The 24,817-nt window shown below is 61.3% G+C and carries 21 protein-coding genes; 4 read left to right on the forward strand and 17 right to left on the reverse strand.

Annotated features, from left to right (window positions below; genetic code table 11):
* Positions 1-337: 337 nt before the first annotated feature.
* Together FGE05_RS27685 and FGE05_RS27690 are read left to right on the forward strand one after the other, a co-directional pair.
* A complete protein-coding gene (locus FGE05_RS27685) occupies positions 338-1,477 on the forward strand; it encodes an epoxide hydrolase family protein (RefSeq protein WP_139649980.1) in 1,140 nt (379 codons plus the stop codon).
* A gap of 410 nt (positions 1,478-1,887) precedes the next feature.
* Positions 1,888-2,583 carry an OmpW family protein gene (locus FGE05_RS27690; RefSeq protein ID WP_139649981.1) on the forward strand — a complete coding sequence of 232 codons (696 nt, stop codon included), beginning with the start codon at positions 1,888-1,890 and terminating at the stop codon, positions 2,581-2,583.
* A gap of 67 nt (positions 2,584-2,650) precedes the next feature.
* Here FGE05_RS27690 and FGE05_RS27695 read toward each other — a convergent pair whose 3' ends face one another.
* Genes FGE05_RS27695 through FGE05_RS27710 form a run of 4 tightly spaced genes read right to left on the reverse strand, consistent with a single transcriptional unit; the run spans position 2,651 to position 7,765 of the window.
* Positions 2,651-2,860 (reverse strand): formate dehydrogenase subunit delta, encoded by a 210-nt coding sequence (locus tag FGE05_RS27695; protein ID WP_139649983.1) that lies wholly within the window; start codon positions 2,858-2,860, stop codon positions 2,651-2,653.
* Positions 2,857-5,733: a formate dehydrogenase subunit alpha gene (fdhF, locus tag FGE05_RS27700; RefSeq protein ID WP_139649984.1), complete on the reverse strand. Its 2,877-nt coding sequence runs from the start codon at positions 5,731-5,733 to the stop codon at positions 2,857-2,859. Before fdhF ends, FGE05_RS27695 begins: the two co-directional genes overlap by 4 nt.
* Entirely contained in the window at positions 5,730-7,289 is a 1,560-nt protein-coding gene (locus tag FGE05_RS27705) for an NADH-quinone oxidoreductase subunit NuoF (protein ID WP_139649986.1), read from the reverse strand. Before FGE05_RS27705 ends, fdhF begins: the two co-directional genes overlap by 4 nt.
* A complete protein-coding gene (locus FGE05_RS27710) occupies positions 7,283-7,765 on the reverse strand; it encodes a formate dehydrogenase subunit gamma (protein ID WP_139649988.1) in 483 nt (160 codons plus the stop codon). Before FGE05_RS27710 ends, FGE05_RS27705 begins: the two co-directional genes overlap by 7 nt.
* A 336-nt stretch (positions 7,766-8,101) precedes the next feature.
* Here FGE05_RS27710 and FGE05_RS27715 point away from each other — a divergent pair, with 336 nt between their 5' ends.
* Positions 8,102-9,037, forward strand: a complete 936-nt coding sequence (locus tag FGE05_RS27715; protein WP_139649990.1) for a hypothetical protein — start codon at positions 8,102-8,104, stop codon at positions 9,035-9,037.
* Between the two features lie 54 nt (positions 9,038-9,091).
* Here FGE05_RS27715 and FGE05_RS27720 read toward each other — a convergent pair whose 3' ends face one another.
* The 11 genes from FGE05_RS27720 to FGE05_RS27770 form a co-directional block, all read right to left on the reverse strand.
* Positions 9,092-10,042, reverse strand: coding sequence for a helix-turn-helix domain-containing GNAT family N-acetyltransferase (locus tag FGE05_RS27720; protein WP_139649992.1), 951 nt, complete (start codon positions 10,040-10,042; stop codon positions 9,092-9,094).
* Between the two features lie 180 nt (positions 10,043-10,222).
* A complete protein-coding gene (locus tag FGE05_RS27725; RefSeq protein WP_139649994.1) occupies positions 10,223-10,741 on the reverse strand; it encodes a hypothetical protein in 519 nt (172 codons plus the stop codon).
* A 95-nt stretch (positions 10,742-10,836) separates the two neighbouring features.
* Complete coding sequence (locus FGE05_RS27730; protein ID WP_139649996.1) at positions 10,837-11,256, reverse strand: hypothetical protein; 420 nt, start codon at positions 11,254-11,256, stop codon at positions 10,837-10,839.
* On the reverse strand, positions 11,253-11,933 hold the full coding sequence (locus tag FGE05_RS27735; RefSeq protein WP_139649998.1) for a hypothetical protein: 681 nt from the start codon (positions 11,931-11,933) through the stop codon (positions 11,253-11,255). The genes FGE05_RS27730 and FGE05_RS27735 overlap by 4 nt, the downstream gene beginning before the upstream one ends.
* Positions 11,934-12,197: 264 nt before the next feature.
* On the reverse strand, positions 12,198-12,572 hold the full coding sequence (locus tag FGE05_RS27740) for a response regulator (RefSeq protein ID WP_139650000.1): 375 nt from the start codon (positions 12,570-12,572) through the stop codon (positions 12,198-12,200).
* A 2-nt stretch (positions 12,573-12,574) separates the two neighbouring features.
* Positions 12,575-14,749, reverse strand: coding sequence for a PAS domain S-box protein (locus FGE05_RS27745; protein WP_139650002.1), 2,175 nt, complete (start codon positions 14,747-14,749; stop codon positions 12,575-12,577).
* Between the two features lie 192 nt (positions 14,750-14,941).
* Positions 14,942-15,772, reverse strand: coding sequence for an amidohydrolase (locus tag FGE05_RS27750; RefSeq protein ID WP_139650004.1), 831 nt, complete (start codon positions 15,770-15,772; stop codon positions 14,942-14,944).
* A complete protein-coding gene (locus FGE05_RS27755) occupies positions 15,765-17,054 on the reverse strand; it encodes an MFS transporter (RefSeq protein WP_139650005.1) in 1,290 nt (429 codons plus the stop codon). Before FGE05_RS27755 ends, FGE05_RS27750 begins: the two co-directional genes overlap by 8 nt.
* Before the next feature lie 133 nt (positions 17,055-17,187).
* Positions 17,188-17,919, reverse strand: coding sequence for a GntR family transcriptional regulator (locus tag FGE05_RS27760; protein WP_139650007.1), 732 nt, complete (start codon positions 17,917-17,919; stop codon positions 17,188-17,190).
* 234 nt (positions 17,920-18,153) lie between these two features.
* Complete coding sequence (gene arsJ, locus FGE05_RS27765; protein WP_139650009.1) at positions 18,154-19,371, reverse strand: organoarsenical effux MFS transporter ArsJ; 1,218 nt, start codon at positions 19,369-19,371, stop codon at positions 18,154-18,156.
* Positions 19,368-20,378, reverse strand: a complete 1,011-nt coding sequence (locus tag FGE05_RS27770; RefSeq protein ID WP_139650012.1) for an ArsJ-associated glyceraldehyde-3-phosphate dehydrogenase — start codon at positions 20,376-20,378, stop codon at positions 19,368-19,370. The genes arsJ and FGE05_RS27770 overlap by 4 nt, the downstream gene beginning before the upstream one ends.
* Positions 20,379-20,835: 457 nt before the next feature.
* On the opposite strand from FGE05_RS27770, the gene FGE05_RS27775 reads away from it, so the two are divergent.
* The gene (locus FGE05_RS27775) at positions 20,836-22,545 is read left to right on the forward strand and encodes an amidase (RefSeq protein WP_139650014.1); all 1,710 of its coding nucleotides are present in this window, start codon (positions 20,836-20,838) and stop codon (positions 22,543-22,545) included.
* Positions 22,546-22,580: 35 nt separating this feature from the next.
* Here FGE05_RS27775 and FGE05_RS27780 read toward each other — a convergent pair whose 3' ends face one another.
* Together FGE05_RS27780 and treA are read right to left on the reverse strand one after the other, a co-directional pair.
* Positions 22,581-23,111 (reverse strand): DUF488 family protein, encoded by a 531-nt coding sequence (locus tag FGE05_RS27780; protein ID WP_139650015.1) that lies wholly within the window; start codon positions 23,109-23,111, stop codon positions 22,581-22,583.
* Between the two features lie 25 nt (positions 23,112-23,136).
* Complete coding sequence (gene treA, locus FGE05_RS27785; protein ID WP_139650017.1) at positions 23,137-24,762, reverse strand: alpha,alpha-trehalase TreA; 1,626 nt, start codon at positions 24,760-24,762, stop codon at positions 23,137-23,139.
* Positions 24,763-24,817: the final 55 nt, after the last annotated feature.

Below are 24,817 nucleotides of genomic sequence, written 5' to 3' on the forward strand. Positions count from 1 at the left end.
GCTCAATCTTGACCAACTGGCAACGCTCACCACTCGGATAACGCATGGAAATCAGCTAACGTGTACCTCTACCTGGAAGCCTATGACCTGTTTATAGAAACCGCCGGCAGTTCCATCCTTCTCGTTCGGATCAATACGCTCAAGGTTGCGGAAAAGCGCGCATGTGAAGTCAGGGAAGTTTTGTATTGCGCGGATTCGTCGAAACAGAGTGCCCCTGTGTGCGAGCCTGCTCGCGATAGCGATGAACCAGTCAGCTCATCGCCACAGGTAGATTGCTATCGCGAGCAGGCTCGCTCCCACATTGCCCATACAAAGTAGCCAGGCCAAGGCCAAGACCATGCTCATCGAACCCTTCTCCATCGACATCCCCGAGCCCGCCCTGGAAGACTTGCGCCATCGCCTGCGCAATACGCGGCTGCCCGAGCCCTTGCTCGATCAAGGCTGGAGCGAGGGCATGGACATGGGCGTGTTGCGCGATTTGCTCGCGTATTGGTCGACCGGGTTCGACTGGCGCGCGCGGGAGGCTGAGCTCAATCGCTTGCCGCAGTTTGTCGCCGACATCGGCGGGCAGCGGGTTCACTTTGTTCATCAACGTGGCGTCGGGCCGGACCCGATGCCGCTCGTCCTGACCCACGGCTGGCCCGGTTCGTTCATCGAGATGCAGCGCATCATCCCGCTGCTGACGGACCCGGCCAGTCATGGTGGCGACTCGGCGGATGCGTTCCATGTGGTGGTGCCGTCGCTGCCCGGCTACACCTTTTCCGCGCCGTTCATGCAAGCGGGCATGGGACCCTATGAAATTGCCGGGCTGTGGCAGAAGCTGATGGGCGGGCTGGGTTATGAGCGTTTTGGCGCCCAAGGCGGGGACATTGGCGCGGGTGTCTCGACCTGGCTGGGTGTGCGGTTTCCCGAGCAGGTGACAGGGATTCACCTCAATTACATTCCGGGCTCCTACCGCCCTCCCCTGGGCGAAACCGAGCCGCCGCAAACAGCGCAAGAAACGCTTTTCCTCCAGCGCGCCGCCGCATTTGGCGATGCCGAAGGCGCATACGCCCACCTGCAGCGAACCAAACCCCAGAGCCTGGCCGTGGGCTTGAACGATTCACCGGCCGGACTGTTGGCCTGGATGGGGGAAAAGCTGTTGGCCTGGTGCGATGCCGACCCGGCCATCGACCGTGACTGGTTGCTGACCAATGTGACGCTCTACTGGCTGACGAACTGCATTGGCTCGTCGTTTCGTCAGTACGTGGAAGGCAGCAAGCGTCCCTTGCAGTTCAACAGCGGCGAGCGGGTGAAGCCAGCGGTTGGGGTCGCGTTGTTTCCCAAGGAACTGCCCATGCCGCCAAGAAGCTGGGTGGAGCGGTGCTGTACAGTGGAGCGCTGGACCACGATGCCCCGCGGCGGCCACTTTGCGGCGCTGGAGCAGCCGGCGTTGCTGGCGGCGGATATCAGGGCGTTCTTTCGGGCGTTGCGCTAGCGATGATGCATCTGTGGGAGCGAGCCTGCTCGCGATGACGGCGACACATTCAACCTCGATGCAAGCTGACCCGGCGCCATCGCGAGCAGGCTCGCTCCCACGGAGATCCGGGTGTTAGTGACGGAACTGATTGTTCGAACAATCTTGTAGGCAATCACCACCGTGACGAGGGACGCAAACCTGTGGGAGCGAGCCTGCTCGCTCCCACAGGGGATTGGCGGGGAATGAAGGACTTTGTCCTCTGAGATCTTCTCGCAGGCTGACAAGGACTGAAACACATCACCCCACCGCACTATGCCAATCGGCCGATGTTCATCCGCCAGGGGTTTTCGATACTCGAATCTCCGGCACCACCTGGAACCGTCCGCGGTTCGAGCTGGATGGCCTTCGTTCGAATTGTGGAGTGATGCATGCGTAAATCGAATCTTCTGAACACCGCCCTGTTGATCGGGGTGATGTCGGCCACCACCGCCCAGGCTTTCGAAGCGGGCGATGTTCTGATCCGCGCGGGAGCCGTGACCGTCGACCCTCGGGAAAGCAGCTCCAGCGTGCGCGTCGATCGCGGTAGCCTCGCCGGTACCGACCTGGGCGGCAAGGCGAGCCTGAACAGCGACACCCAGTTGGGCCTGAATTTCGCCTACATGATCACCGACCACCTAGGCGTCGAGCTGCTGGCGGCGACGCCATTCGAACACGACGTGAATATCTCCGGCACCTCCGGTGGCATTGCCGATGGCAAGTTGGGATCCCTCAAGCATCTGCCGCCAACCGTGAGCCTGATCTACTACCCGCTCAACAACAAGGCAGCCTTCCAGCCCTACCTGGGCATTGGTATCAATTACACCTGGGTCTACGATGAAAGCGTCGGCAGCCGCGCCAGCGCAGCAGGCTTCGACTCGTTTCACGCCAGCAATTCTTGGGGATGGGCAGCCCAGGCGGGCGCAGACTACATGCTCACCGATCGCCTGATGCTCAACGCACAGATGCGCTATATCGACATCGAGACCGATGCCTATGTAAGCAATACAACGCTTGGGGTCAGGTCCAAAGTGAATGTCGAGGTGGACCCTTTCGTGTACATGGTTGGGCTGGGTTACAAATTCTGAACACAGCAGCCCTCTGTGCCCGGGGAACGGTGCGCAGCCGACCAGGGCTGCGCACCGAACCTTTGCGCTAGGATTCCGTCAACGCCGCCTGCACCAGCGGGTGCAGCCCATCGCCGGGGTTTTCCACCTGCCACTTCATCAGCTGATTGCGCATAACCGGCGTCCAGAAATTCTGGATATGCTGACGCACGCCATTCACCGCCAGTGTCCTGTCCGGCTCGCTGGAGAAGTACTGGCCGATCTGGTTGGCCATCTTGATCAGGCTTTCGGTACTCATCGACGCACCTCGGCTTTCTCGGCATGACGACGTTCGCGCAGCAGACGCCCCTGTTCATCGCTGAAGGCCTGGTAGCGTTTCTGCCATTCCGAAGGTTGGCTGACCCGCACGATTTCCACCGCCGTCACCTTGTATTCCGGGCAGTTGGTGGCCCAGTCGGAGTTGTCGGTGGTGATCACGTTGGCACCCGATTCCGGGAAGTGGAAGGTGGTGTAGACCACCCCTGGCGCCACTCGCTCGGAGACCTTGGCCCGCAGCACGGTTTGCCCGGCGCGGCTGCCGATGCCGACCCAGTCGCCCTCGACGATACCGCGGCTCTCGGCGTCGCTCGGATGGATTTCCAACCGGTCTTCCTCGTGCCAGGCGACGTTTTCGGTGCGACGAGTCTGGGCACCTACGTTGTACTGGCTGAGGATACGTCCGGTGGTCAGCAGCAACGGATAGCGACTGTTGACCTTCTCGTCGGTCGGCACGTAGCCAGTGAGCATGAAGCGCCCTTTGCCACGGACGAACTCGTCGATGTGCATGATCGGCGTACCGTCCGGCGCGTCATCGTTGCACGGCCATTGCAGGCTGCCATGGCGATCCAGTTCGGCGTAGCTGACCCGGGTGAACGTCGGCGTCAGGCGGGCGATTTCATCCATGATCTCGGAAGGATGCTTGTAGTTCATCTTGTAGCCCAGGGCTTCGGACAGGGCCATGGTGGCCTCCCAGTCAGCCTTGCCTGCCAGGGGCTCCATCACCTTGCGTACCCGCGAGATACGGCGCTCGGCGTTGGTGAAGGTACCGTCCTTCTCAAGGAACGAGCTGCCCGGCAGGAATACGTGGGCGAACTTCGCCGTCTCGTTAAGGAAGATGTCCTGCACCACCACGCATTCCAGGGCGCTCAGGGCCGCGGTCACGTGCTGGGTGTTCGGGTCGCTCTGGGCGATGTCCTCGCCTTGGCAATAAAGTGCCTTGAAGGAGCCATCCAGCGCCGCCTCGAACATGTTCGGAATGCGCAGCCCCGGATCGGGTTGCAGAGTCACGTTCCAGGCCTGCTCGAACTGGGCGCGTACCACATCGTTGGAGACGTGGCGATAACCGGGCAGCTCGTGGGGGAACGAGCCCATGTCGCAGGAGCCCTGCACGTTGTTCTGCCCGCGCAACGGGTTCACGCCGACGCCTTCGCGACCGATGTTACCGGTGACCATGGCAAGGTTGGCGATGCCCATCACCGACGTACTGCCCTGGCTATGCTCGGTAACGCCGAGGCCGTAGTAGATGGCCGCGTTGCCGCCAGTGGCGTAGAGCCGTGCGGCGGCGCGGATCTGCTCGGCAGGCACGCCGCACACCGGGCCCAGGACCTCGGGCGCGTTCTCCGGCAGGCTGACGAAGTCACGCCAGCGGGCAAAGTCCGCGGCCTCGCAGCGCTCGTCAACGAAAGGCTGGTTGACCAGCCCTTCGGTGACAATCACATGGGCCAGCGCATTGAGCATCGCCACGTTGGTGCCCGGGCGAAGTTGAAGGTGCAGGTCGGCGCGGGCATGGGGCGAATCCACCAGGTCGATGCGCCGTGGATCGATGACGATCAGCCGCGCACCCTGGCGCAGGCGACGCTTGAGCTGGGAACCGAACACCGGGTGGGCATCGGTCGGGTTGGCGCCCATCACCAGGATCACGTCGGCCAGCATCACCGAATCGAAGGTCTGGGTACCGGCGGACTCGCCAAGTGTCTGCTTGAGGCCATAACCGGTCGGCGAATGGCAGACCCGGGCGCAGGTGTCGACGTTGTTGTTGCCGAAGGCGGTACGCACCAGCTTCTGCACCAGGTAGGTTTCTTCGTTGGTGCAGCGGCTGGAGGTGATGCCGCCGATGGAGTCGCGGCCGTATTTCAACTGAATGCGACGGAATTCACTGGCCGCGTAGTTGACGGCTTCGTCCCAGCTGACTTCCTGCCACGGATCGTTGATGTGCTTGCGGATCATCGGCTTGGTGATGCGATCCGGGTGAGTGGCGTAGCCCCAGGCGAAACGACCCTTGACGCAGGAATGGCCGTGGTTGGCCTGGCCGTTTTTGTCCGGAACCATGCGCACCAGTTGGTCGCCTTTCATTTCGGCGCGGAAGGAGCACCCGACACCACAGTAGGCACACGTGGTGATGACGCTGCGCTCCGGCTGGCCGATTTCCACCACGCTTTTTTCCATCAGCGTGGCCGTCGGGCAGGCCTGCACACAGGCGCCGCAGGACACGCATTCGGAGTCGAGGAAGTTGTCACCGCCAGCGGCCGCCACACGCGAATCGAAGCCGCGTCCGGTGATGGTCAGTGCGAAAGTGCCTTGGGTTTCCTCGCAGGCCCGCACGCAGCGGTTGCAGACGATGCATTTGCTCGGGTCGTAGTCAAAATAAGGGTTGGAAACGTCTTTCGTTTCGGCCAGGTGGTTGTCACCTTCATAGCCATAGCGCACTTCACGCAGGCCGACCTGCCCCGCCACTGTCTGCAATTCGCAGTTGCCGTTGGCCGAGCACGTCAGGCAGTCCAGTGGGTGGTCGGAGATGTACAGCTCCATCACGTTACGCCGCAAGCCGGCGAGTCGGGAGGTCTGGGTGCGCACCACCATGCCTTCGGTGACCGGTGTGGTGCACGAGGCCGGATAGCCGCGCATGCCGTCGATCTCCACCAGGCACATGCGGCAGGAGCCGAACGGTTCCAGGCTGTCGGTGGCGCAGAGTTTGGGGATGGTGGTGCCGAGCAATGCCGCGGCGCGCATCACCGAAGTACCGGAGGGAACGATGATTTCGCGGCCGTCGATGCTCAGGCTGACTTGCACCTCGCTTTCGCGTTCGGGGGTGCCCAGGTCGATATCGCTGGCGGGATCGAAGATATTGATCATTGGTCGGCCTCCGTGGTCGCCAGACCGAAGTCGGCAGGGAAATGCTTGAGGGCGCTGGCGACAGGATAGGAGGTCATCCCACCCAAGGCACAGAGCGAACCGTATTGCAGGGTGTCGCAGAGGTCCTGGAGCAACAGGACCTGTTCCTGGCGGGCACCGGCATCGGTGCTGGCGAGCAGCCGGTCCACCACTTCCACCCCACGGGTGGAGCCGATCCGGCACGGCGTGCATTTGCCGCAGGATTCTTCGGCGCAGAACTGCAGGGCGAAACGGGCCATATGCGCCATGTCCAGGCTGTCATCGGCCACCACCACGCCGCCGTGGCCAAGCATCGCGCCCATAGCGGCAAACGCCTCGTAATCCAGCGGTGTATCGAACTGCGAAGGTGGCACCCAGGCACCCAGCGGGCCACCCACCTGGGCGGCCTTCAATGGCCGGCCGCTGGCGGTACCACCGCCATATTCTTCCACCAGCTCGCGCAGCGTCAGGCCGAAGGCGCGCTCCACCAGGCCGCCATGGCGGATGTTGCCGGCCAGTTGGAACGGCATCGTTCCCAGGGAACGGCCCATGCCGAAGTCGCGGTAGAACTGGGCGCCCTTCTCCAGGATCACCGGGACCGAAGTCAGGGTCAGCACGTTGTGAACCAGGGTTGGCAGCCCGAACAGGCCTTGCAGCGCAGGCAACGGCGGCTTGGCGCGAACCGTGCCCCGCTTGCCTTCGAGGGACTCCAGCAGGGCGGTTTCTTCGCCGCAGATGTAGGCACCGGCGCCCACCCGGACTTCCAGTTCGAAAGCACGGCCACTGCCCGCCACGTTGGCGCCCAGGTAGCCGGCCTCGCGGGCGATGCCCAGGGCATCGTTCAACGTCGCGACAGCGTCCGGATATTCCGAACGCACATAGATGTAGCCCATGGTGGCGCCTACCGCGATACCCGCAATGATCATGCCTTCGATCAGCAGGAACGGATCGCCTTCCATCAGCATGCGGTCGGCGAATGTGCCGGAGTCGCCTTCGTCGGCGTTGCACACCACATATTTCTGCGTACCCGGCGCATCGCGCACGGTGCGCCACTTGATGCCCGCCGGGAACGCCGCGCCGCCCCGGCCGCGCAGGCCCGAGTCGAGCACGCTGGCCACCACTTGCGCGCCATCCTGCTGGATTGCGCGAGCCAGGCCCTGGAAGCCGCCATGGGCGCGATAGTCATCCAGCGACAGCGGCCGGGTGATACCGGCGCGAGCGAACAGCAGGCGCTGTTGGCTCTTGAGATAAGGGATGTCCTCCACCGGCCCCAGGGCCAATGGATGGATGCCGGGGTCGCCTGCCAGGGCGTCGAGCAGCCCAGGCACGTCCGCCGGTGTGACGGGGCCGAAGCCCAGCCGGCCGCTGGTGGTTTCCAGCTCCAGCAGCGGTTCCAGCCAATAGAGGCCACGGGAACTGGTGCGCTGCACCTCCAGCGGCAACTGCCGCCGCTCGGCCTCGCGCATCAGCGCGACGGCCACCGTGTCCGCGCCGACGGCGCGGGCTACCGAATCGCGGGGAATGTAGAGCTTCAGCATGTGCCTTCCTCCTGGCAGCCATTGACCAGCTCGCGCAGGCGCTCAGGCGTCAGCCGTGCGTGCAACTGGCCATCCAGCTCCAGGGCCGGCGAGCAGACACAGGCCCCCAGGCAATAGACCGGCCGCAAACTGATGCTGCCATCGGCGCTGGTGCCGTGATCGTCCAGAGACAGTTGTTCGCGCAATTGGGCAGCCAACTGTTCGGCCCCCATGCTTTGGCACGACTCCGCCCGGCAAAGACGCAAGGTATGGCGTGCGGGCGGCGCGGTACGGAAATCGTGATAGAAACTGATAACGCCGCGCACTTCAGCCAGACTGAGGTTGAGGGCATGGGCGATCTCCGGGACGGCCGCGTCGGGAACGTACCCGCAGCCCTCCTGGATGGCATGAAGAATCGGCAGCAAGGCACCGGGGGTGTCCTTTTCGCGCTCCAATACACGTTGAATCAGAGGCAGGTGAAGCGTCTCATCGGGCATAAACTTACCTCGGCATCTCGAACGAAACTGCTGAAGGCAGTCGTCCGGAGTCTTGGCTGCGGCGTCCGGCCACGTCACGGAAGCGTGGTTGTCCGGTCGCCCTCCTCGCTCTCCGGTCAGGCATCTTGGTGCGCCTGATCCGGGGCATCGTTACAGCTTGCCACTCCCGGGAACTGGCAATTGCACATGGACGACAAAACGCGTTCTGAAAGCGACTCGAGGTGAAAGTCGCCCGCGTTCCACGGGAACTTGTTTTATAACCCATTGCCGGCGACTTGCACATTGGCGAAAACAGCTCTAAACCCACTCATTCATATAGCTCATGAGAAACGCAGGATGCGGGAAGCAACGAGTGAACTGGAAAAGCAAATTGATCTGGCAACGAAGCTGCTTTCCCTGGCGGCGAAAGTTGGCTTACTGACTGGCGGGACGTGCATCGTCAGCTACCTGCTCGGCAATGGCCATTACCCGCAAGGCGTTTCCATCGGAGACAGCCTGCTGTTTTTGGTCGCGGCGTTTTGTTTCGGGGTCATCTGTCTTTACTTTTCGGTGTCCGTCACGGCTGCGGGCGTGTTGCTTGCACCAATGTTCGTACCGGTGCTGAGATTTCTCATCTGGGTGACAACGATATTCCGTGCTGAAAAGTCCAAAGCGGAACTGAAACTACAAAAAATAACGTTCCTGACGGTGTTTTTTGGCATCTGTGGTGTGGTGACCATTTATTTTCTTGCGCGCAAGAATCCCCTGGAACATATCCCTCTCGTTCTGTTGCCAATCTTTCAATACGTCGTTTATTCGGCCTTCCTACAGCAGAACAACAAGATCAAAGCCGCTTACGGACCGCCCCCGAAAATAGCCGATACCGAGTCTTCCGAGACAGACGCCCGGGTCGATGTGAAACCCATGAAAAGACTCAGGGCGATGATCGCCGGACTCCTCATCCTTACCCCCATTCTCATGGGCGGCGTCACCTCGGACTTACTGCAAACCGCCATGAGCCTGGCAAAGATACGCATCGAACGAGCGACGATTCTGGTAAAGCCGCCTTATGCCAACTTACTGCCTGCTCCCCAGGACTCACCCTTGCAAGACTATAAAACCTTTGAAAATGCGACCGTGGTGTTCCGCGGGGTTGGCAACTCGACACTGATTGAAATGCGTACCGCAGATACGGCTATCCGGCTGGAAATCCCCAATGACTCGATCATCATCGAACGCAACACGAGACTCATCACTCAACCCAAACCGGAAACTGGAGATAAAGCCGGATAATCAGGGCAATTGAATCCCGCACAGCCCTGCGGGATTTCCAGATAGTCGGCAACCTTACAATAAGGGGCGCACAAAACACTGTTCCATGACCCGCCGCCCCCACTGCTGCCCTTCCTGCTCATGTTCCAATCTGAAACCGAAATCTTCATATAACCTGCGGGCTGCATCGAGCCCCTGGAATGTCCAGAGCCGGGTAGCAGGAAACTGCCACTGGTCGCAGAACTTCATCGCTTCGGCCAACAGGCGCCTGCCTGCCCCCTTGCCCCGGGCGCAGTCGTCGAGAATGAAACAGCGCAGGATCGCTTCACCCCCTTCGCCTTCACCGTCAATGGCAATCGAGCCGACAATGCGCTCACCCTCCAGGGCCACCCAGACCTCATTGCGTGGGTTGTGCAAACGCCCCATCAGTTCGGCCATGTCCGAGGCCACCAGGCTTTCGAAGGGCTGGCCGAAATCCGAATGCCGGGCGTAATAATCCGCATGCATCTGGACAATGCGGCCGATGATGCCGGGGCGGTACCCGCGGGCAATGTCCAATGGCACCGGGGATGACACTTCAGCACCGAGTCGATGCGCGCGAAGTGCGACAGCATAGTGAGCGATGCCTTCACGGACTGTCCGGCGTTGTTCCTCGCTCAAGTGAGACATGGCCGCTTCTACCTGCTGCGTGGCGAAGCGATCGATGGAGCGCAGGGTTTTGGCGCCCTGCGCAGTGAGTCGCAGGTGCTTGGAACGCGCGTCAGCCCCATTGGGAACCTCTTCGAGCTCACCCGCCTCGATGAGCTTGCGAACCATGCGGCTCACACTGGACTTTTCCAGCCCAAGGAGCTCGACCAGCTCGGCAGCCGTCAGCACCTTCCGGCTCCCGATCTCGACGATGGCGTGCACGGATGAGGGCGGATACGCCGTAGCCGCCAGCGTGGCATTCATGAATCCCAGTTCTCGCACCATGAGGCGCGACGCCGAACGGATGTGGTGGATCAGGTCATGCGGGAAATGGCCCATGGCACACACCTCAGCAGAAATATGCAGTTAGTTGTATAGCACAACCAACTTAACCCTGGGCATGAGGTGCTTTCATTCGAACTTTATTCCTGGCAGGCCGGCTCAAGAAATGCGCGCAACCTGACCGACGCGGCGCTGACGTCAGGAACTGAATTTTCAGGGCCAGGCCTGACACTGCCCCTACTTCAACTCCACCAACCGGAGCGCCTGCGACCCGTCCAGCGACAGGTGAATGGTGGCCGCCCGGCTAGGAAAATTCGGCGCATCGTCGTCGGTATTCTCCATAACCGGAATATCGATCAACGTCTGCTCACCTGTCGGATCACTGACCAGTTTGGCATCCAGCTTGTCGATCGAACGCCAGCTGTCACCACCAATGCGCATTACGTCGAGCAAGTTGTAGCGTTGCTTGCCCTCTTCGTTCTCTTCAGGGTTGAAAACCGCCAGGTATTGGCTGTAATTGTTGCCCATGCCAAAACCTTCAATGGTGAACACCGCAAGCGTTACTTCGCTGTCCTCCCCAGTATCCAGCGTCTGCACCAGCGTCGCTTCAGGGTAGCCGGTGGCGTAGCTGTCCTTGAGGAGTGCCACCAGATGCCCGACCTGTTCCTCCAAAGGCTTTGGAAGGGACTTCGGCTCGGCGGCGTGAGTCAGGGTACAGGCGAGGAACAGACTGGCAGTCAGCAGGTGCAATTTCATGGAGGAGAAAGTCCGGGATACGGGAGGTGAGCGCGGATATTAGCGCATCGACAGCAGGATTGATTAGCCCCGCATTACCCACAGGAGACTATTATTCAACTCGTCGACGCCGGTACAAACACCGTTTCACGCCCTTTGCGGCCATCGGTCACGATACGATTCACCAGTTCATCCTGGATATGAGCATACTCAGATAAAGAAAGTCGCAGGCGAGCTGCGTTGATCACCTGCGAGAAGATTCGCGTGCCGTTCAGCAGCACTTCCATGGTAATCAGGGTGCTGATCAGTGTTCCGGGGATGCAGTCTGCCTTGACGCTGTAGGTCAGGGGCCGCTTGCCATCGAATTGCTGGAGCACCATTTCGATGGCTGCCATTTCACTGTTGGCTCCGTGACTGCCCGCGACCAGATTACTGGGCTCTTCCCTGCCACCGAGACCATGGCCGCGCAGATGAAGCCATTCCTGATCGTCGCGGACGGCATAGCGCGATGCCGACAGCGACCCACTTTCGATCAATTCACTGCCCTCCTTGCGTCTTCAACAGTGACGCTGCTCAAGGGGGGCAGCAGGCCGAACGCCGTACCGTTAGCGACGGCAATAAAAAACTTCGCCATGACGCTGCCTTGGGACTTGCGCTTATCGGCATTGCGGCCGGTGCCCACCAGCGCTTGTTCCAGCGACATATTACTGTAGCCCGACTCATCAACCGCCCATTGGCGATGGTTCCAGTCGGCGGCGATCTGGTGCATCGAAGGCTGCTCGCGCTCAAGCCGCATCGTCATGTGGAAGCCGCCCCCTTTGCGCTTGGCCCTGAAGATCTTGCGCCAATGGTAAAGGCTGGAGTGAGGTCGATTTCTCATCAAATACCAACCACGCCCCTTTGAATCAACAAGCCGGCCGAGTGCACCGGTTCCGCCGGGGGTTGGATTGAAATTGAACGGCGGGGTCACCCCTTCCGGCGGATCCATCTCGCCCAGCCCTTCGATTCGAACCTTACCGATGGCAATTTTCGGCGTGACGCGTGCGACATGTTTGATCGTTGCGCTGCTCGGTGGAGAGGCGCTTGGTAGAGAGGCTGAAGCGTCGTCCAGTAACGTATTGCAATAAGGGCAGTACATGAACAGGTCGCTGACCGGGTAGTGGCACTTCTTGCAATTGGACACGGCGCTCACCTCCTTGGATGCGTTGAACAAGGCTAGCACCGGAGTCGACTCCCAGCAGATCAATCAGAAGAAAATAGCGGCGTTGTCCAAATGCGCTCAGCGGGCGACGCATTCTGCGTTGAGGGAAGCTGCCCGGGAGGCGCTGGGTCAGTTTGCATGGGTATTAAATGTGCCACCGTCATCGCGAGCAGGCTCGCTCCCGCAGGTTTTGTGATGAGTCCGATTTTCCTGGAAACCTCGAATAACGTGGGAGCGAGCCTGCTCGCAATGGCGCTGGGTCATTGCGCAGGAGTATCACGTCGACGCCCGATGCCTCAACGCCTGGGTCATCCGCTGCAGCAATTCGCTTTCCGAAAACGGCTTATGCAAAACCGGGTACCCGGCGAATTCGCCTGGCACTCCGCTGGCGCCGTATCCGGTGCTGAACAAGAACGGGATGCCGCGATCGCGCAGGATTTCGGCCACCGGAAAAACCCGTTCGCCGGCCAGGTTGACGTCCAGAATGGCCAGATCGATGTGCGCCGCGCTGGCCTCGTCCCGCGCCGTCGCGAGCCGGGCGACCGAGGCCACGATTTCGCAGCCCAGGTCCTCCAGCATTTCCTCAATCAACATGGCAATCGCGCCTTCGTCCTCGACCACGAGCACCCTGACTCCAGCGAACGGAGGCATGCCTAGGCTCCGATCAGAAAGGAGAAGCGGCAGTAAACGCCCTCCGGGGCGAAGGTCAGGTCGAACTGGCCGCCCAAATCGCGCTCGATGCAGCGCTTCATCAACCGCGAGCCCAGCCCTTCCCGCTCCGGCCGGGCCACGGGCGGTCCGCCCTGCTCCCGCCAATCCAGGGTCAACAAGGTGCCGTTTGGTTGGGGTTGCAGGTCCCAGGTCACCGAAAGCGAGCCTGTCTCGACGGACATCGAGCCATATTTCAGCGCGTTGATCGCCAGTTCATTGAGGGTCATCGTGAAGTTGAGCGCCACCCGTGTGCCGACGTCGATAGTCGCACCCTCGATCGTGATGCGATCGGGCTCGAGCCCGAAGACCGGCATCAGCACTTCCTTGGCCAGGGCGTCCAAGGGCGTATTTTCCCAGTGCCGCTTCGTCAACAGGTCATGGGCCCGCGACAGCGCCAGCAGCCGTGCTTCGAAGCGACGGTAGCCGTCTTTTGCATCCTCCGCGTTGCGCGCGGTCTGGGCGGCCAGGGATTGCACCGTGGCCAGGGTGTTCTTGACCCGGTGATTGAGCTCGTCGATCAACGTCTTCTGCCGGTTCTCTGCCTGCTTTCGCTCGGTAATGTCCACCAGCATATTAATCGCGCCCACGAGGTTGCCATCGGCATCATGCAGGGGCGTGGGATAGGGATTGAACGGCACACGGGTGCCATCCGGCCGCTGGGCGATGGCCTCGGCCCCGCGAATCGCACGGTTCTCCTTCAACGCCACGGCCATGGGGCATTGGTCGTGGGGAAGCGGACTTCCGTCGGTATTGAACAGTTTCCAGGTCACGCACCACATGTCACCCAACTCGGGCGTACGCCCGGACAACTCCACAGCCGCGCGATTGTAGAACGTGATACGGCCTTCGGCGTCGGTGGTATAGACCGCTGCGGGCAGTGCTTCGAGCACATTGCGCAGCTGCCGCTCGCTCTCGCGAACCTGGTTTTCCATGCGCTGCGCGAGGGTGACGTCCTGCAACACCCGCACGCCATAGCGGAACTCGCCGCCCACATCGCGTACCGACGAACTGTGTATGTCGAGGTAGACAATCTCGCCATCGAGCTTGAACGCGCGCTTGCGCAGCACGTAATTGTCCAGTTCACCGGCAACCTGGCGAGCGTACAGGGCGGCGTCCTGCCCGACACTGTCCGGGTGGGTATAGTCCAGGAATGTCATCGCCAGCAGTTGTTCGCGAGTGCGGCCCAGCATACGGCAGAGGGCATCGTTTACCCGCAACAGCCGACCGTCCTCGTCGGCCTCGGCAATCCCGATGGTCGCCGCCTCGTAGGTGGCCGAAAGCCTGTCATCGCTCTCCTGGCGCGCCGCCTCGGCGGCATGAACACACGTCATGTCGATGGTGAAACAGCGGGTGTTGAAGAGTTTCCCCTCCTCGAACCGCCCATTGGAAGTAATCGAAACATGCTTGATGGAGCCATCCTTGGCCCGCAAGCGCGCCGGATAGCTCTCCAGGCAATCACCGCTGCTCAGTTTATTGAGAATGTCGCCAATGACCGGCTCATCGACATGAAACTCGGTGATAGGGCGGCCGATGTATTCCTCTTCCGAGTAACCCAGCAGAGCCAGTTCGGCCTTGTTGGCGCGCAGGATGATGCCCTCGCCACTGACGATATGCAGGCCCACGGCGCTGTTGTCGAAGAAATCTTCAAGGTCGGCGCTCTTGCGCCGAAGCTCCTCAGCCAGGGCGTGCTGTGCAGAGATGTCCTGGAAGCAATTGATCGCCCCTTGGATGACGCCACGCCGGTCTCTCAGGGCCCGGATGTTCATGAGTGCCACAAACCGCGACCCGTCCGGGCGCTGGATGACGATTTCCTGGTTGCGCGTCACCTCACCGGTACTGAGCGCCGAGGCCGTCGGGCAGTCCTCAAACGCCAGCGGCGTACCGTCGCTCAAGAACAACCGATGGGAACCGCAGAAGCGATCACCGTTCACGCCGAGCTCCGGCTTGCGCCCCCACAGTTCAGCCGCCTCACTGTTGTACCTGACGAGCCAACCCTCGCGGTCGCACAGGTACACCGCACCGGGAATGGCCTCGAGCGCGTTTACCCCCATCGAGACCAGGCTTTCGTACTCGCTCGGCACCAGCGCTTCCCTGGGAAGTTCTTCAACGTTTGACATCAGTGATCCTCAATCCACCTGGCTAAGCGCCCTTGCTGTCCATCGCCCCATGCGTATGCCCGTGTCGGCGGTGCCGGCTCGAATAACGCACTCTGAAGTCAGGTGGGGGGATCTTGCATACAGCGACAATGGAGTCTAGATCCCTATTCGTCGTACGAGTTCAGATTGACTGGATACCCCCGTCCCGGGAGGTCAAAAACCGAACAGCTCTTGAGGCGTTTGCAGCATCAGCGCTTGCATCAGCGATGCCGAACAGTCCAATGCCCGCAACTGCGCCATCACCGTCTCGAACCCAACGCTGTGTTCATGTTGCGTATGCGGCCAGTCACTGCCCCATACCAGCCGTTGCGGGCCGAAGCTGCGCTCGAGCAAGGCCAACGAGGCTCGGGAAAATTCGAGGTTCTGTTGATCCGTCCCCGCCAATCGGTAAATACCGGATACCTTCATCCAGACTTGTCCGCTCAAGCCCAGCTCCAGCAATTCGGTAAAACCCGGTTGGTCGATACCCAGGCGCGAATCCGGCCGACCGAAGTGATCCACCACCAGCCTGATGCCAAACGGCATCAGTTGGCGGGTCAGCCCCGGTAAGTCCGCCAGGTTGCGGTGTAACTCGACATGCCAGTCCAGCGCAGCCAGATGGCCGAAAAAATCCTGCCAGGCTGCGTCACGAAAATCAGGCAGGTCCTTGCCCATCAGATTCAAGCGAACACCGACCACACCCAGTCGGGCCATGTCATCCATCACGGCACGGCTGATACCTGGCTCCAGCACCACAACCCCGCGCAACTGCTGCGGAGCCTGCTGGAGCGCGGCCAGCAGATAGCGGTTATCGGTGCCAAGAAAGCTGGGTTGCACCAGGACGCCATGGCTCAGGCCATGGGCTTGCAAGTGCTGCAGGTATTGGTCAAGCGTCGCGTCATAGTCAGGTGTGTAGCGTCGTTCGACGGTCAGCTCCAGCCCACGACTGAACACGTGGGCATGGGAATCGATGCCGGTGATTGGCGTAGCAAAGGTGTCAGGCATGGGCGCTCTCGTTACCGTCGACCGTGGCGTTTGCCGATGCAGTGGAGGTTTGAAGGTTGCGCCCGCGGGTTTCCGGAAGACACAGCGCCGCGAGCACCGCCACGCCGTAGGCTATCCCGGCGTCGATGCCGATGGCTGAGCCCAGGGACATGGAGTCGCTCATGTGGCCGACCAGGAAGGGAAAGACCGCCGAGAGTACCCGGCCGAAGTTGTAGCAGAACCCCACGCCAGCGCCACGCACATCCGCCGGGTACAACTCGTTGAACAGCGCCCCGAGGCTCGCCGGAATGCCGGCGGCGAAGAAACCGAGCGGGAACCCCAGGAACAGCATCTGGGTGTTGCTCAACGGCAGGAACACATAGCACTGCACGGTCACGACACAGCACAGCGCGAACAGCACGATGTTCTTGCGACGGCCGATGCGATCAATCAACAAGCCGCTGACCACGCAGCCACACCAGAAGGCAAAGATGATGACGGCCAGGTAACCGCCGGAATTGAGTACCGACAGGTTACGTTCGGTCTTGAGGAAGGTCGGCAGCCAGGTCATCACCGCGTGATAACCACCGTGTGCGCCCAGCCCCAGCAACCCACCAAACAGCGTCACGCGGATCAGTTCAGGACGAAAGATGCCAGCCAGGGATTTGAAGAAGCTCTGCGGGATGGCCTGTTCTTTTTGCAGACGCTGGAAACTGTCCGGCTCCTCGACGTTACGCCGGACCCAAATGATCAGGAACGACGGCAGCAGGCCGACGATGAACATTACCCGCCAAGCCATGTCCTGGGGTACGAACGAGTAGATCAACGTGAAGACACCGACCGCCAGGCCCCAACCCACCGCCCAGGCGCTTTGTACCGTGCCCATGACCTTCCCGCGGTACTTGGGATTGATGGTTTCGGCCATCAGCACCGCACCGGCGGCCCACTCGCCACCAATTCCGAATCCCTGCAGCGCCTTGACGATCAGCAACTGGTGAAAGCCGGTGACGAACGCGGACAGAAAGGTGAAGAATGAGAACCACAGAATCATCCATTGCAGCGTGCGCACCCGGCCGTAGCGGTCCGACAACGTGCCGCCGACCCAGCCGCCGAGAGCCGAGGTCACCAGGGTCACCCCACTGATCAGCCCCGCATCGCCCTTGGACAAGGCAAATGCCGCGATCAGCGCCGGTATCGCCAGGCCAAACATCTGTACTTCCAGCGCGTCGAGCGACCATCCGCCGAAACAGGCCCAAAACGTTTTGCGCTCCCGCGCAGTGACTTGGCGATACCAACTGAACATGATTTTTATCCTTATAAGCAGAACGAAAGGCAGCCGAGAGCGAACCGCGCCGCTACAGGGCCAGTGATGGCAAACACAACAGTAAAAGCCGCGGCGAACGACTCGCCGCCGGGTGACCGTTAATCCGCCACGGTCAACGAATTTCCACGCTGTAGCGGAAATGCTCGGCATGCCCGCGGGAGCGTCGCCACTCCAGCGGGTTGCCGGCGTAGTCCCGCGCCAGACGCTCGATCACCACGACCGGGCTGTTGACCGGTACTTGCAGCAACCGGGCATGAACGTCATTCACCGATTCGGCGGTGAGGGTTTCTTCGGCATAGGCGACAACCTGACCGCAGGTTTCTTCGTAGATGGGATAAAGCAGCGGCCCTTTCTGGCTAAGGTCGATGTCGAGCAGCGGTTGAAAGCGACTACGCGGCAACCAGATTTCTTCGGCGAGCACCGGCTCGACCTCCAGCAGCCGTACACGAACGATGCGGATCACCGGTGCGTCGACGGGCAATCCCAACGCCTGCGCCACCGCCGACGGCGCAGCCACCGGCTCGATGGACAAGATGCGGCTCTCCGGGACCCGACGTTCGCCCGACGCGCTTTGAAACCGGAAGAAGCGGAACAACGAAGACTGGAACTGAGGACGGCGAATAAAGGTACCGCGCCCCTGCTGACGCTCCAGAACGCCCTCGCTGACCAACGCATCGATCGCCTTGCGCACGGTACCGGTAGACAACTGATACTCCGCCGAAAGGGCTGCCTCGGTGGGAATCGCTTCTCCCGGACGCCAGCGATTATTGGCAATCTGTTCAGCCAACTGGTCTCGCAGGCGTTGATAAAGCGGCAGGCGGACATCACTGGAGAGGGCTTTCATCGACTTTATTCACCTTGTTATCTAGTCATATATATGAATATGCGCCGAGTATTTGCCCAGGCAGCGAGGTTGTCAAGAATGGCCTTGGTATATGGCTGACGAATGGCGTGCTTCGAGTGGCCCGGATACTGATCGGAGAAGCTTGATGAGCGGCGACTGACTGAACTTCACACCTTGGCCATGCTGCCGGGCGTGGCCGTGTTTTCTGTGCTGGAAGGCCGACTGCGTCCTTGATCAATATCCCGCGTGACGAGGCAATGCCATGGAAATGAGGGCGGCGAGGAGGACAAAGCCGCTGGAAATCCACAGACATGCTTCCAGTCCGTGGATTTGATAGACCCAACCGGAAAGCAGCGTGCCGATCAATCGGCCCATGGCGTTGGACATGTAATAAAAGCCCACGTCCAGTGATACGCCGTCCTCCTTGGCATAGGACACGATCAGATAGCTGTGCAGGGAGGAATTCACCGCGAACAATGCACCAAACACTGCCAGTCCGCCGAGCAGCACCATCGGTTGCGACAGCCCGGTGCCCAGGCCCAGCGCAATAGTCATCGGCAGGCCAGCCAGTGCCAGCGCCCAGAGGAACGCGCCACGGCCGTCCGGTACATGCCCCCGTTTTTTGCCAGTGATGTAGGGCGCCAACGATTGCACGAGGCCGTAGCCGATCACCCAGGCGGCGAGGAAACCGCCGACCTTCCAGAAGTCCCAGGCAAAGACGCTGCTCAGGTAGACCGGCAAGGCCACCACGAACCAGACGTCGCGGGCACCGAACAAGAACAGCCGCGCCGCCGACAGGATATTGATCGCGCGGCTCTTGGACAGCAGGTCGCGGAACTTGGGCTTGGCTTTTGCCTTGCCCAGGTCCCTTTTCAGCAGAATCAGGCTACCGATCCAGATCAGCGCCAATGCACTGGCCATCGCCAGCAGCGCGCCCCTGAACCCCATCGACGCCAGCAAGGCCCCGCCGAGGAAAAAACCAACGCCCTTGAGGGCATTTTTCGAACCGGTGAGCATCGCCACCCACCGGTAGAGCGTGCCCTGTTGCTCGTTGGGGACCAGAAGCTTGAGGGTGCTTTTGGCACTCATCTTGTTCAGGTCCTTGGCGATCCCGGACAAAGCCTGGGCTGCCATGACCCAGGGAACGGTCAGCCACACTGCCGGCACCGTCAACATGAGCAATGCCAAGACCTGCATGCCCAGGCCGATGTTCATGGTGCGGTTCAAACCCAGCCGGGCACCGAGATAGCCGCCCACCAGGTTGGTGATGACGCCGAAGAGTTCATAGAACAGGAACAACGCAGCGATTTGCAGCGGGCTGTAGCCCAACGCGTGAAAGTGCAGCACCACCAACATGCGCAAGGCACCGTCAGTGAGGGTGAACGCCCAGTAGTTACCCGTGACGAGCAGGTATTGCCGCACTTCCGGAGCGAGGGTCGCCAGTGACTTCATGAATGCCCGGCCAGACCAGCCATCCGCGCCAGCTCGACGGTGCGGTTGGCATAGCCCCACTCATTGTCGTACCAGGCGTAGAGTTTGACCTGGGTACCGTTGATGACCAGGGTCGACAGCGCATCGATGATGGATGAGCGCGGGTCGGTCCGGTAGTCGATGGACACCAGCGGCCGCTCTTCGAAACCGAGGATGCCTTTCAACTCGTTCTCGGCGGCGTCCTTGAGCCATTGATTCACCTCTTCGACCGTAGTGGCTCGCTCGACCTCGAAGACGCAATCGGTCAGCGAAGCATTTGCCAGTGGCACCCGCACGGCGTGACCGTTCAGGCGCCCGCGCAACTCGGGGAAGATTTCCGCGATGGCGGTGGCCGAGCCAGTGCTGGTCGGGATCAGGCTAAGGCCCGAGGCACGGGCACGGCGCAGGTCCTTGTGGGGTTGATCGAGCAGGCTCTGGGTGTTCGTCAGGTCATGGATGGTGGTGATCGAGCCGTGGCGGATGCCGAGCTTTTCATGGATGACCTTGACCACCGGGGCCAGGCAGTTGGTGGTGCAGGAGGCGGCGGTGACGATGGGATGTTCAGCGGGTTTGAACAGGTGGTGATTGACCCCCATGACGATGTTCAGCGCGCCCTTTTCCTTCACCGGCGCGCTGACCACCACCCGCTTCACGCCTTGATCGAGGTAGGCCTGAAGCACCGCGACGGTCTTCATCTTGCCACTGGCCTCGATCACCAGATCGCAGCCTGACCAGTCGGTGTCGGCAATGGTCTTGTGGGCCGTCACCTTGATCCGCTTGCCCTCGATGACGATGTCATCGCCGTCTGCATCGGCCTGGTGGTTCCAGCGGCCGTGCACGGAGTCGAAGTTCAACAGGTGCGCATGGGTGGCCGCGTCACCGGCCGGGTCGTTGACCTGCACAAAATCGAACTCGGGCCAATGCCAGGCGGCCCGCAGTGCGAGACGACCAATCCGGCCAAAACCATTGATTCCCACTTTGATCGTCATGTTGTTCGAATCCATATGCGAAAAATCGAATATATGTTTTCCCGTATGTAATGGGAAGCCCCCCGTACCGGTATTACGGGGGCAAATTGGAAGAGCGGTGGATCAGGTCGTTCAATGTTGGATGTGCCGCCGCCTTCGCGGGCAAGCCCGGCTCCCACAGGGGCCTGTGTCGTACATAAGCAATGCATGCACCGCAGCTCCAATGTGGGAGCGAGCCTGCTCGCGATGACGGTGGCTCGGCTTGCATCCATGTCGAATGTACCACCGCCTTCGCGGGCAAGCCCGGCTCCCACAGGGGCCTGTGTCGTACATAAGCAATGAATGCACCGCAGCTCCAATGTGGGAGCGAGCCTGCTCGCGATGACGGTGGTAAAGTGCACGGCAATCGAATGAGAATCCACTTTGAGAGACCCAGGGTGTACAACCCCCATCTCTCGTCATCCGCAGCGATAACAGCATGATCGAAATCACTGAAGTTTCCATTGCCCAGTTGCGCGCCGCGCTCGAATCTGGACAGACGACAGCGGTAGAGCTGGTCCAAGCCTACCTCGCCAGGATCGAGGCCTACGACGGGCCGGACACGCCAACCGCCCTGAACGCGGTCGTGGTGCGAAACCCCGAGGCGTTGAACGAGGCACAGGCATCCGATGTCCGTCGGGCCCAGGGCAAGACGCTGGGACCGCTCGATGGCATTCCCTACACCGCCAAGGACAGCTACCTGGTGAAAGGCCTCACAGCCGCCTCCGGAAGCCCCGCCTTCAAGGACCTGATTGCCTATCGCGATGCCTTCACCATCGAGCGGTTGCGTGGTGCAGGGGCGATATGTCTGGGCAAGACCAATATGCCGCCCATGGCCAACGGCGGCATGCAGCGTGGCGTCTACGGCCGCGCCGAGAGCCCGTACAACGGCGACTACCTCACCGCACCCTTTGCATCAGGTTCATCCAACGGCGCCGGAACGGCAACGGCGGCCAGTTTCGCCGCATTCGGCCTGGCCGAAGAAACCTGGTCCAGCGGACGCGGCCCGGCCTCGAACAATGGCTTGTGTGCCTACACGCCTTCGCGTGGTGTGATCTCGGTGCGCGGCAACTGGCCGCTGACGCCAACGATGGACGTGGTCGTGCCTTACGCACGGACCATGGCCGATCTGCTGGAAGTGCTGGATGTGGTGGTCGCACAGGACCCGGATACCCGGGGCGACCTATGGCGCCTGCAACCCTGGGTGCCCATTCCGAGCGTCGATGCCGTGCGGCCCGCGTCCTACCCCGCGCTCGCCGCCGCTCCCGAGGCGCTGGCAGGTATCCGCTTCGGCGTTCCCCGCATGTACATTAATGCCGATCCCGACGCCGGCACGGCCGAAGCCCCGGGCATCGGCGGTCCGACCGGGCAACGCATCATCACCCGGGCTTCAGTGATCGCCCTCTGGGAAGAAGCACGCAAGGCCCTGGAAGCCTGCGGCGCCGAGGTGATCGAAGTGGATTTCCCGCTGGTATCCAATTGCGAGGGTGACCGCCCCGGCGCACCGACGGTGTTTACCCGTGGCCTTGTTTCCAAGGCGTTCCTCCACCACGAACTGTGGGACCTGTCGGCCTGGGCGTTCGATGATTTCCTGCGGGCCAACGGTGATCCGAAACTCAATCGCCTGGCCGACGTGAACGGCCCGCTGATCTTCCCCCACGACCCGGGCACCCTGCCCAACCGCGAGGACGATCTGGCCGCCGGCATGGACGAATACGTGAAAATGGCCGAACGCGGCATCACGCCCTGGGACCAGATTCCCACGCTGCCGGACGGTCTGAGGGGGCTGGAAAAGACCCGGCAGATCGACCTGGAAGATTGGATGCAGCAGCTTGGACTCGATGCGGTGATTTTCCCCACCGTCGCCGATGTCGGGCCGGCAGACGCCGACGTCAACCCGGTCTCTGCGGATATCGCCTGGAGCAACGGCGTCTGGGTCGCCAACGGCAACCTCGCCATCCGCCATCTGGGCGTACCTACCGTCACCGTGCCGATGGGCGTCATGGCAGACATCGGCATGCCTGTCGGCTTGACGTTTGCCGGTCGTGCCTATGACGACTCGAACCTGCTGCGCCTGGCCTCGGCATTCGAGTCAACCGGCTCGAAACGGCGGGTACCGCCGCGCACGCCGCCGTTGTCGACTCGCTGAAACCAAAGGGTGGTGGAGCGTTGTCCACCACCCCGCTACGCCGATGCGGGGTACGTCAGCTTGAGCCCGTGCGCCTTTGCGGCAGGATTCAATATCGCCCTGCTCGATTTATCCTTGTCCATGATGTGGATGACCTCGACGTCGCGAAGCAACAGATAGTCGGCGACGATCCTTCGATGGCAGCGCCACCAGACCGCTTCCGCGCACATGATGACGCACCGGTGGGTTTCACCGAGCGCCAGCAGCCGGTTCAGACCGCCCTCGAACGCCTCCGAGAGCGCATAGTCGGCGTAATTGTGAAAACTTCGATTGGTCCAGAACGCGTTGGTCTCTTCAGGGACGGTGCTTGACTTCTTTCGCAGCCCTCCCAGCTCCACGATCTGCTCATGGTTGATTCCAAGCCGGGCCAACTGCCCAGGCAAGGTATCCAAGTTGTATTGGGGATTCGTCCGGGATCGCGGAACCGTTCGCACATCGACCACGGTGTCGATCCCAAAGCTCCCGATGGTTTCCACGAACTGTTCGAGGGTCCTGGTCGAATGACCTATCGTGTAAACATTGTTCATGACGAAGACCCTCGAAACAGCACGGTCAATGGCTGCCGGAGTCGGCGCTTACGCCATATTTCTCCAACAACTTCAGCGTGACACCATTGGTCCAGCCGAAGCCATCCTGCAACTCATATTCGCCCCCGCCACCGCCCTGCCCCGCGCCGGATACGTCGTATTTCTCCACCAGCTTGTCTTCGTCGCGATAGAGATTCTGCACCTGTGCCAGGAAGCGCGTACCAATCTGCTCCGCCAGCGCGGTCTGCTGGTAACGATTCAAACCATCCACCGCCACCCATTGCAGCGGTGCCCAGCCATTGGGCTCGTCCCACTGCTGGCCGTTGCTGACCTGGGTGGTCGCGATGCCACCCGGACGCAGCAAGCCTGAACGTACCGCATCGGCAGTACGACCTGCGCGCTCGGCCGAGGCCAGACCGGTGTATAGCGGAAACAGCGTCGCAGCGGTCAAGTTGGGGCGTTGCTGCTTCAGTTGCCAATCGTAGTCCACGTAATAGCCGCCATCGGCCTTCCACAGATGCTGCTCGATGGCCCGTTGGCGCAGGTCGGCGCGCTGGCCATAGGTCTGGACGCAGGGCACGTTCTGGACAGTCCCGCAGGCCTTGGCGATGGTGCGCTCCAGGTGATACATCAGGCTATTCAGGTCCACCGGCACGATGGCGGTGGTCCGTATCGTCGTCAGGTTCTTGCCGTCGCCCAGCCAGCGGGAGCTGAAGTCCCAGCCACTTTCGGCGCCGGCACGCAGGTCTCGCCAGACCTCCTGTTTCGGCCTGTCCGGCGTCTGTTCGGCGGTCTTGACGTCCTGCAACCACGACTCCTGCCGTGGCGTCGGGCTGGCATCCCAGTAGCGATTGAGCACGCTGCCATCAGCCAGTTTGACCACGTGTTGGGCTGCCGCGCCGGGCTTGAGCGTCTGCGCGCCAGCCATCCAGTAGGCATACTCCTTTTGCAGTTGTGGCAGGTATCGACTGTAGGCCTGGTCCCCCTCGATGTGCGCCTGCAACTCCACCATGTAGGCAAAGAACGGCGGCTGGGAGCGGCTCAGGTAGTACGTGCGATTGCCATTGGGGATATGGCCGTAGGTATCGATCATGTAGGCGAAGTTGTCGACCATCTGCCGCACCCGGGCCTTGTCGCCACTTTGCTCCAGACCGAGCATGGTGAAGTAGGAATCCCAGTAATACATCTCGCGAAAACGCCCGCCCGGAACCACATAGGGTTGGGGCAAGGGCGACAGGCTGCTGTACTGAGGCACTTCCCTGTAGGTTCGGCTCAGCACCGGCCAGAGATTGTCGATGTGCTCCCGAATCGGCGCGCCGGGCTTGGGTGCCGGGCTTTCGGCTTGACCGGACTCGGTGAAATTGGCCTTCACGAAAGCCTTGAGATCGAAGCCGGGGCTTTCACGGCGGGCCAGGTAATCGGCACGGATCTGCGCCGGGTCGCGGTTCGGCAGTGCGTCCACGAAGTGTTTCTGGTCGGTAAACACCTGGCCGCGTTGCACCGCTTCAAACAGCTCCGGGTAGGCCTGGTCAGGTGGCGAGTTGGCCCGTCCCTGGGCATCGGCGTAGCTCCATGTTGCCGGCGGTTGACTGGAACAGGCCGCGCAAAGCACGACGGCGAAGGACAGGCTGGTGAAATGCAAAGGTCGCATCAGTGGACTCCCTGTTGTCGTTCCTGGACAAACGAGTGACATGAGGGAGTGACAC

The organism is Pseudomonas sp. ICMP22404 (genome assembly GCF_006227205.1).
Lineage (GTDB): Bacteria > Pseudomonadota > Gammaproteobacteria > Pseudomonadales > Pseudomonadaceae > Aquipseudomonas.

What these genes read in the sequence shown, in the direction of transcription:
- FGE05_RS27745 (WP_139650002.1), bottom strand. Translation starts at nt 14,749, where the DNA reads ATGTCAAACGTTGAAGAACTTCCCAGGGAAGCGCTGGTGCCGAGCGAG.
- FGE05_RS27685 (WP_139649980.1), top strand. Translation starts at nt 338, where the DNA reads ATGCTCATCGAACCCTTCTCCATCGACATCCCCGAGCCCGCCCTGGAA.
- FGE05_RS27695 (WP_139649983.1), bottom strand. Translation starts at nt 2,860, where the DNA reads ATGAGTACCGAAAGCCTGATCAAGATGGCCAACCAGATCGGCCAGTAC.
- FGE05_RS27760 (WP_139650007.1), bottom strand. Translation starts at nt 17,919, where the DNA reads ATGAAAGCCCTCTCCAGTGATGTCCGCCTGCCGCTTTATCAACGCCTG.
- FGE05_RS27720 (WP_139649992.1), bottom strand. Translation starts at nt 10,042, where the DNA reads ATGGGCCATTTCCCGCATGACCTGATCCACCACATCCGTTCGGCGTCG.
- FGE05_RS27775 (WP_139650014.1), top strand. Translation starts at nt 20,836, where the DNA reads ATGATCGAAATCACTGAAGTTTCCATTGCCCAGTTGCGCGCCGCGCTC.
- arsJ (WP_139650009.1), bottom strand. Translation starts at nt 19,371, where the DNA reads ATGAAGTCACTGGCGACCCTCGCTCCGGAAGTGCGGCAATACCTGCTC.
- FGE05_RS27780 (WP_139650015.1), bottom strand. Translation starts at nt 23,111, where the DNA reads ATGAACAATGTTTACACGATAGGTCATTCGACCAGGACCCTCGAACAG.
- FGE05_RS27740 (WP_139650000.1), bottom strand. Translation starts at nt 12,572, where the DNA reads ATGCCTCCGTTCGCTGGAGTCAGGGTGCTCGTGGTCGAGGACGAAGGC.
- fdhF (WP_139649984.1), bottom strand. Translation starts at nt 5,733, where the DNA reads ATGATCAATATCTTCGATCCCGCCAGCGATATCGACCTGGGCACCCCC.
- FGE05_RS27770 (WP_139650012.1), bottom strand. Translation starts at nt 20,378, where the DNA reads ATGACGATCAAAGTGGGAATCAATGGTTTTGGCCGGATTGGTCGTCTC.
- FGE05_RS27690 (WP_139649981.1), top strand. Translation starts at nt 1,888, where the DNA reads ATGCGTAAATCGAATCTTCTGAACACCGCCCTGTTGATCGGGGTGATG.
- FGE05_RS27715 (WP_139649990.1), top strand. Translation starts at nt 8,102, where the DNA reads ATGCGGGAAGCAACGAGTGAACTGGAAAAGCAAATTGATCTGGCAACG.
- treA (WP_139650017.1), bottom strand. Translation starts at nt 24,762, where the DNA reads ATGCGACCTTTGCATTTCACCAGCCTGTCCTTCGCCGTCGTGCTTTGC.
- FGE05_RS27705 (WP_139649986.1), bottom strand. Translation starts at nt 7,289, where the DNA reads ATGCTGAAGCTCTACATTCCCCGCGATTCGGTAGCCCGCGCCGTCGGC.
- FGE05_RS27725 (WP_139649994.1), bottom strand. Translation starts at nt 10,741, where the DNA reads ATGAAATTGCACCTGCTGACTGCCAGTCTGTTCCTCGCCTGTACCCTG.
- FGE05_RS27755 (WP_139650005.1), bottom strand. Translation starts at nt 17,054, where the DNA reads ATGTTCAGTTGGTATCGCCAAGTCACTGCGCGGGAGCGCAAAACGTTT.
- FGE05_RS27750 (WP_139650004.1), bottom strand. Translation starts at nt 15,772, where the DNA reads ATGCCTGACACCTTTGCTACGCCAATCACCGGCATCGATTCCCATGCC.
- FGE05_RS27710 (WP_139649988.1), bottom strand. Translation starts at nt 7,765, where the DNA reads ATGCCCGATGAGACGCTTCACCTGCCTCTGATTCAACGTGTATTGGAG.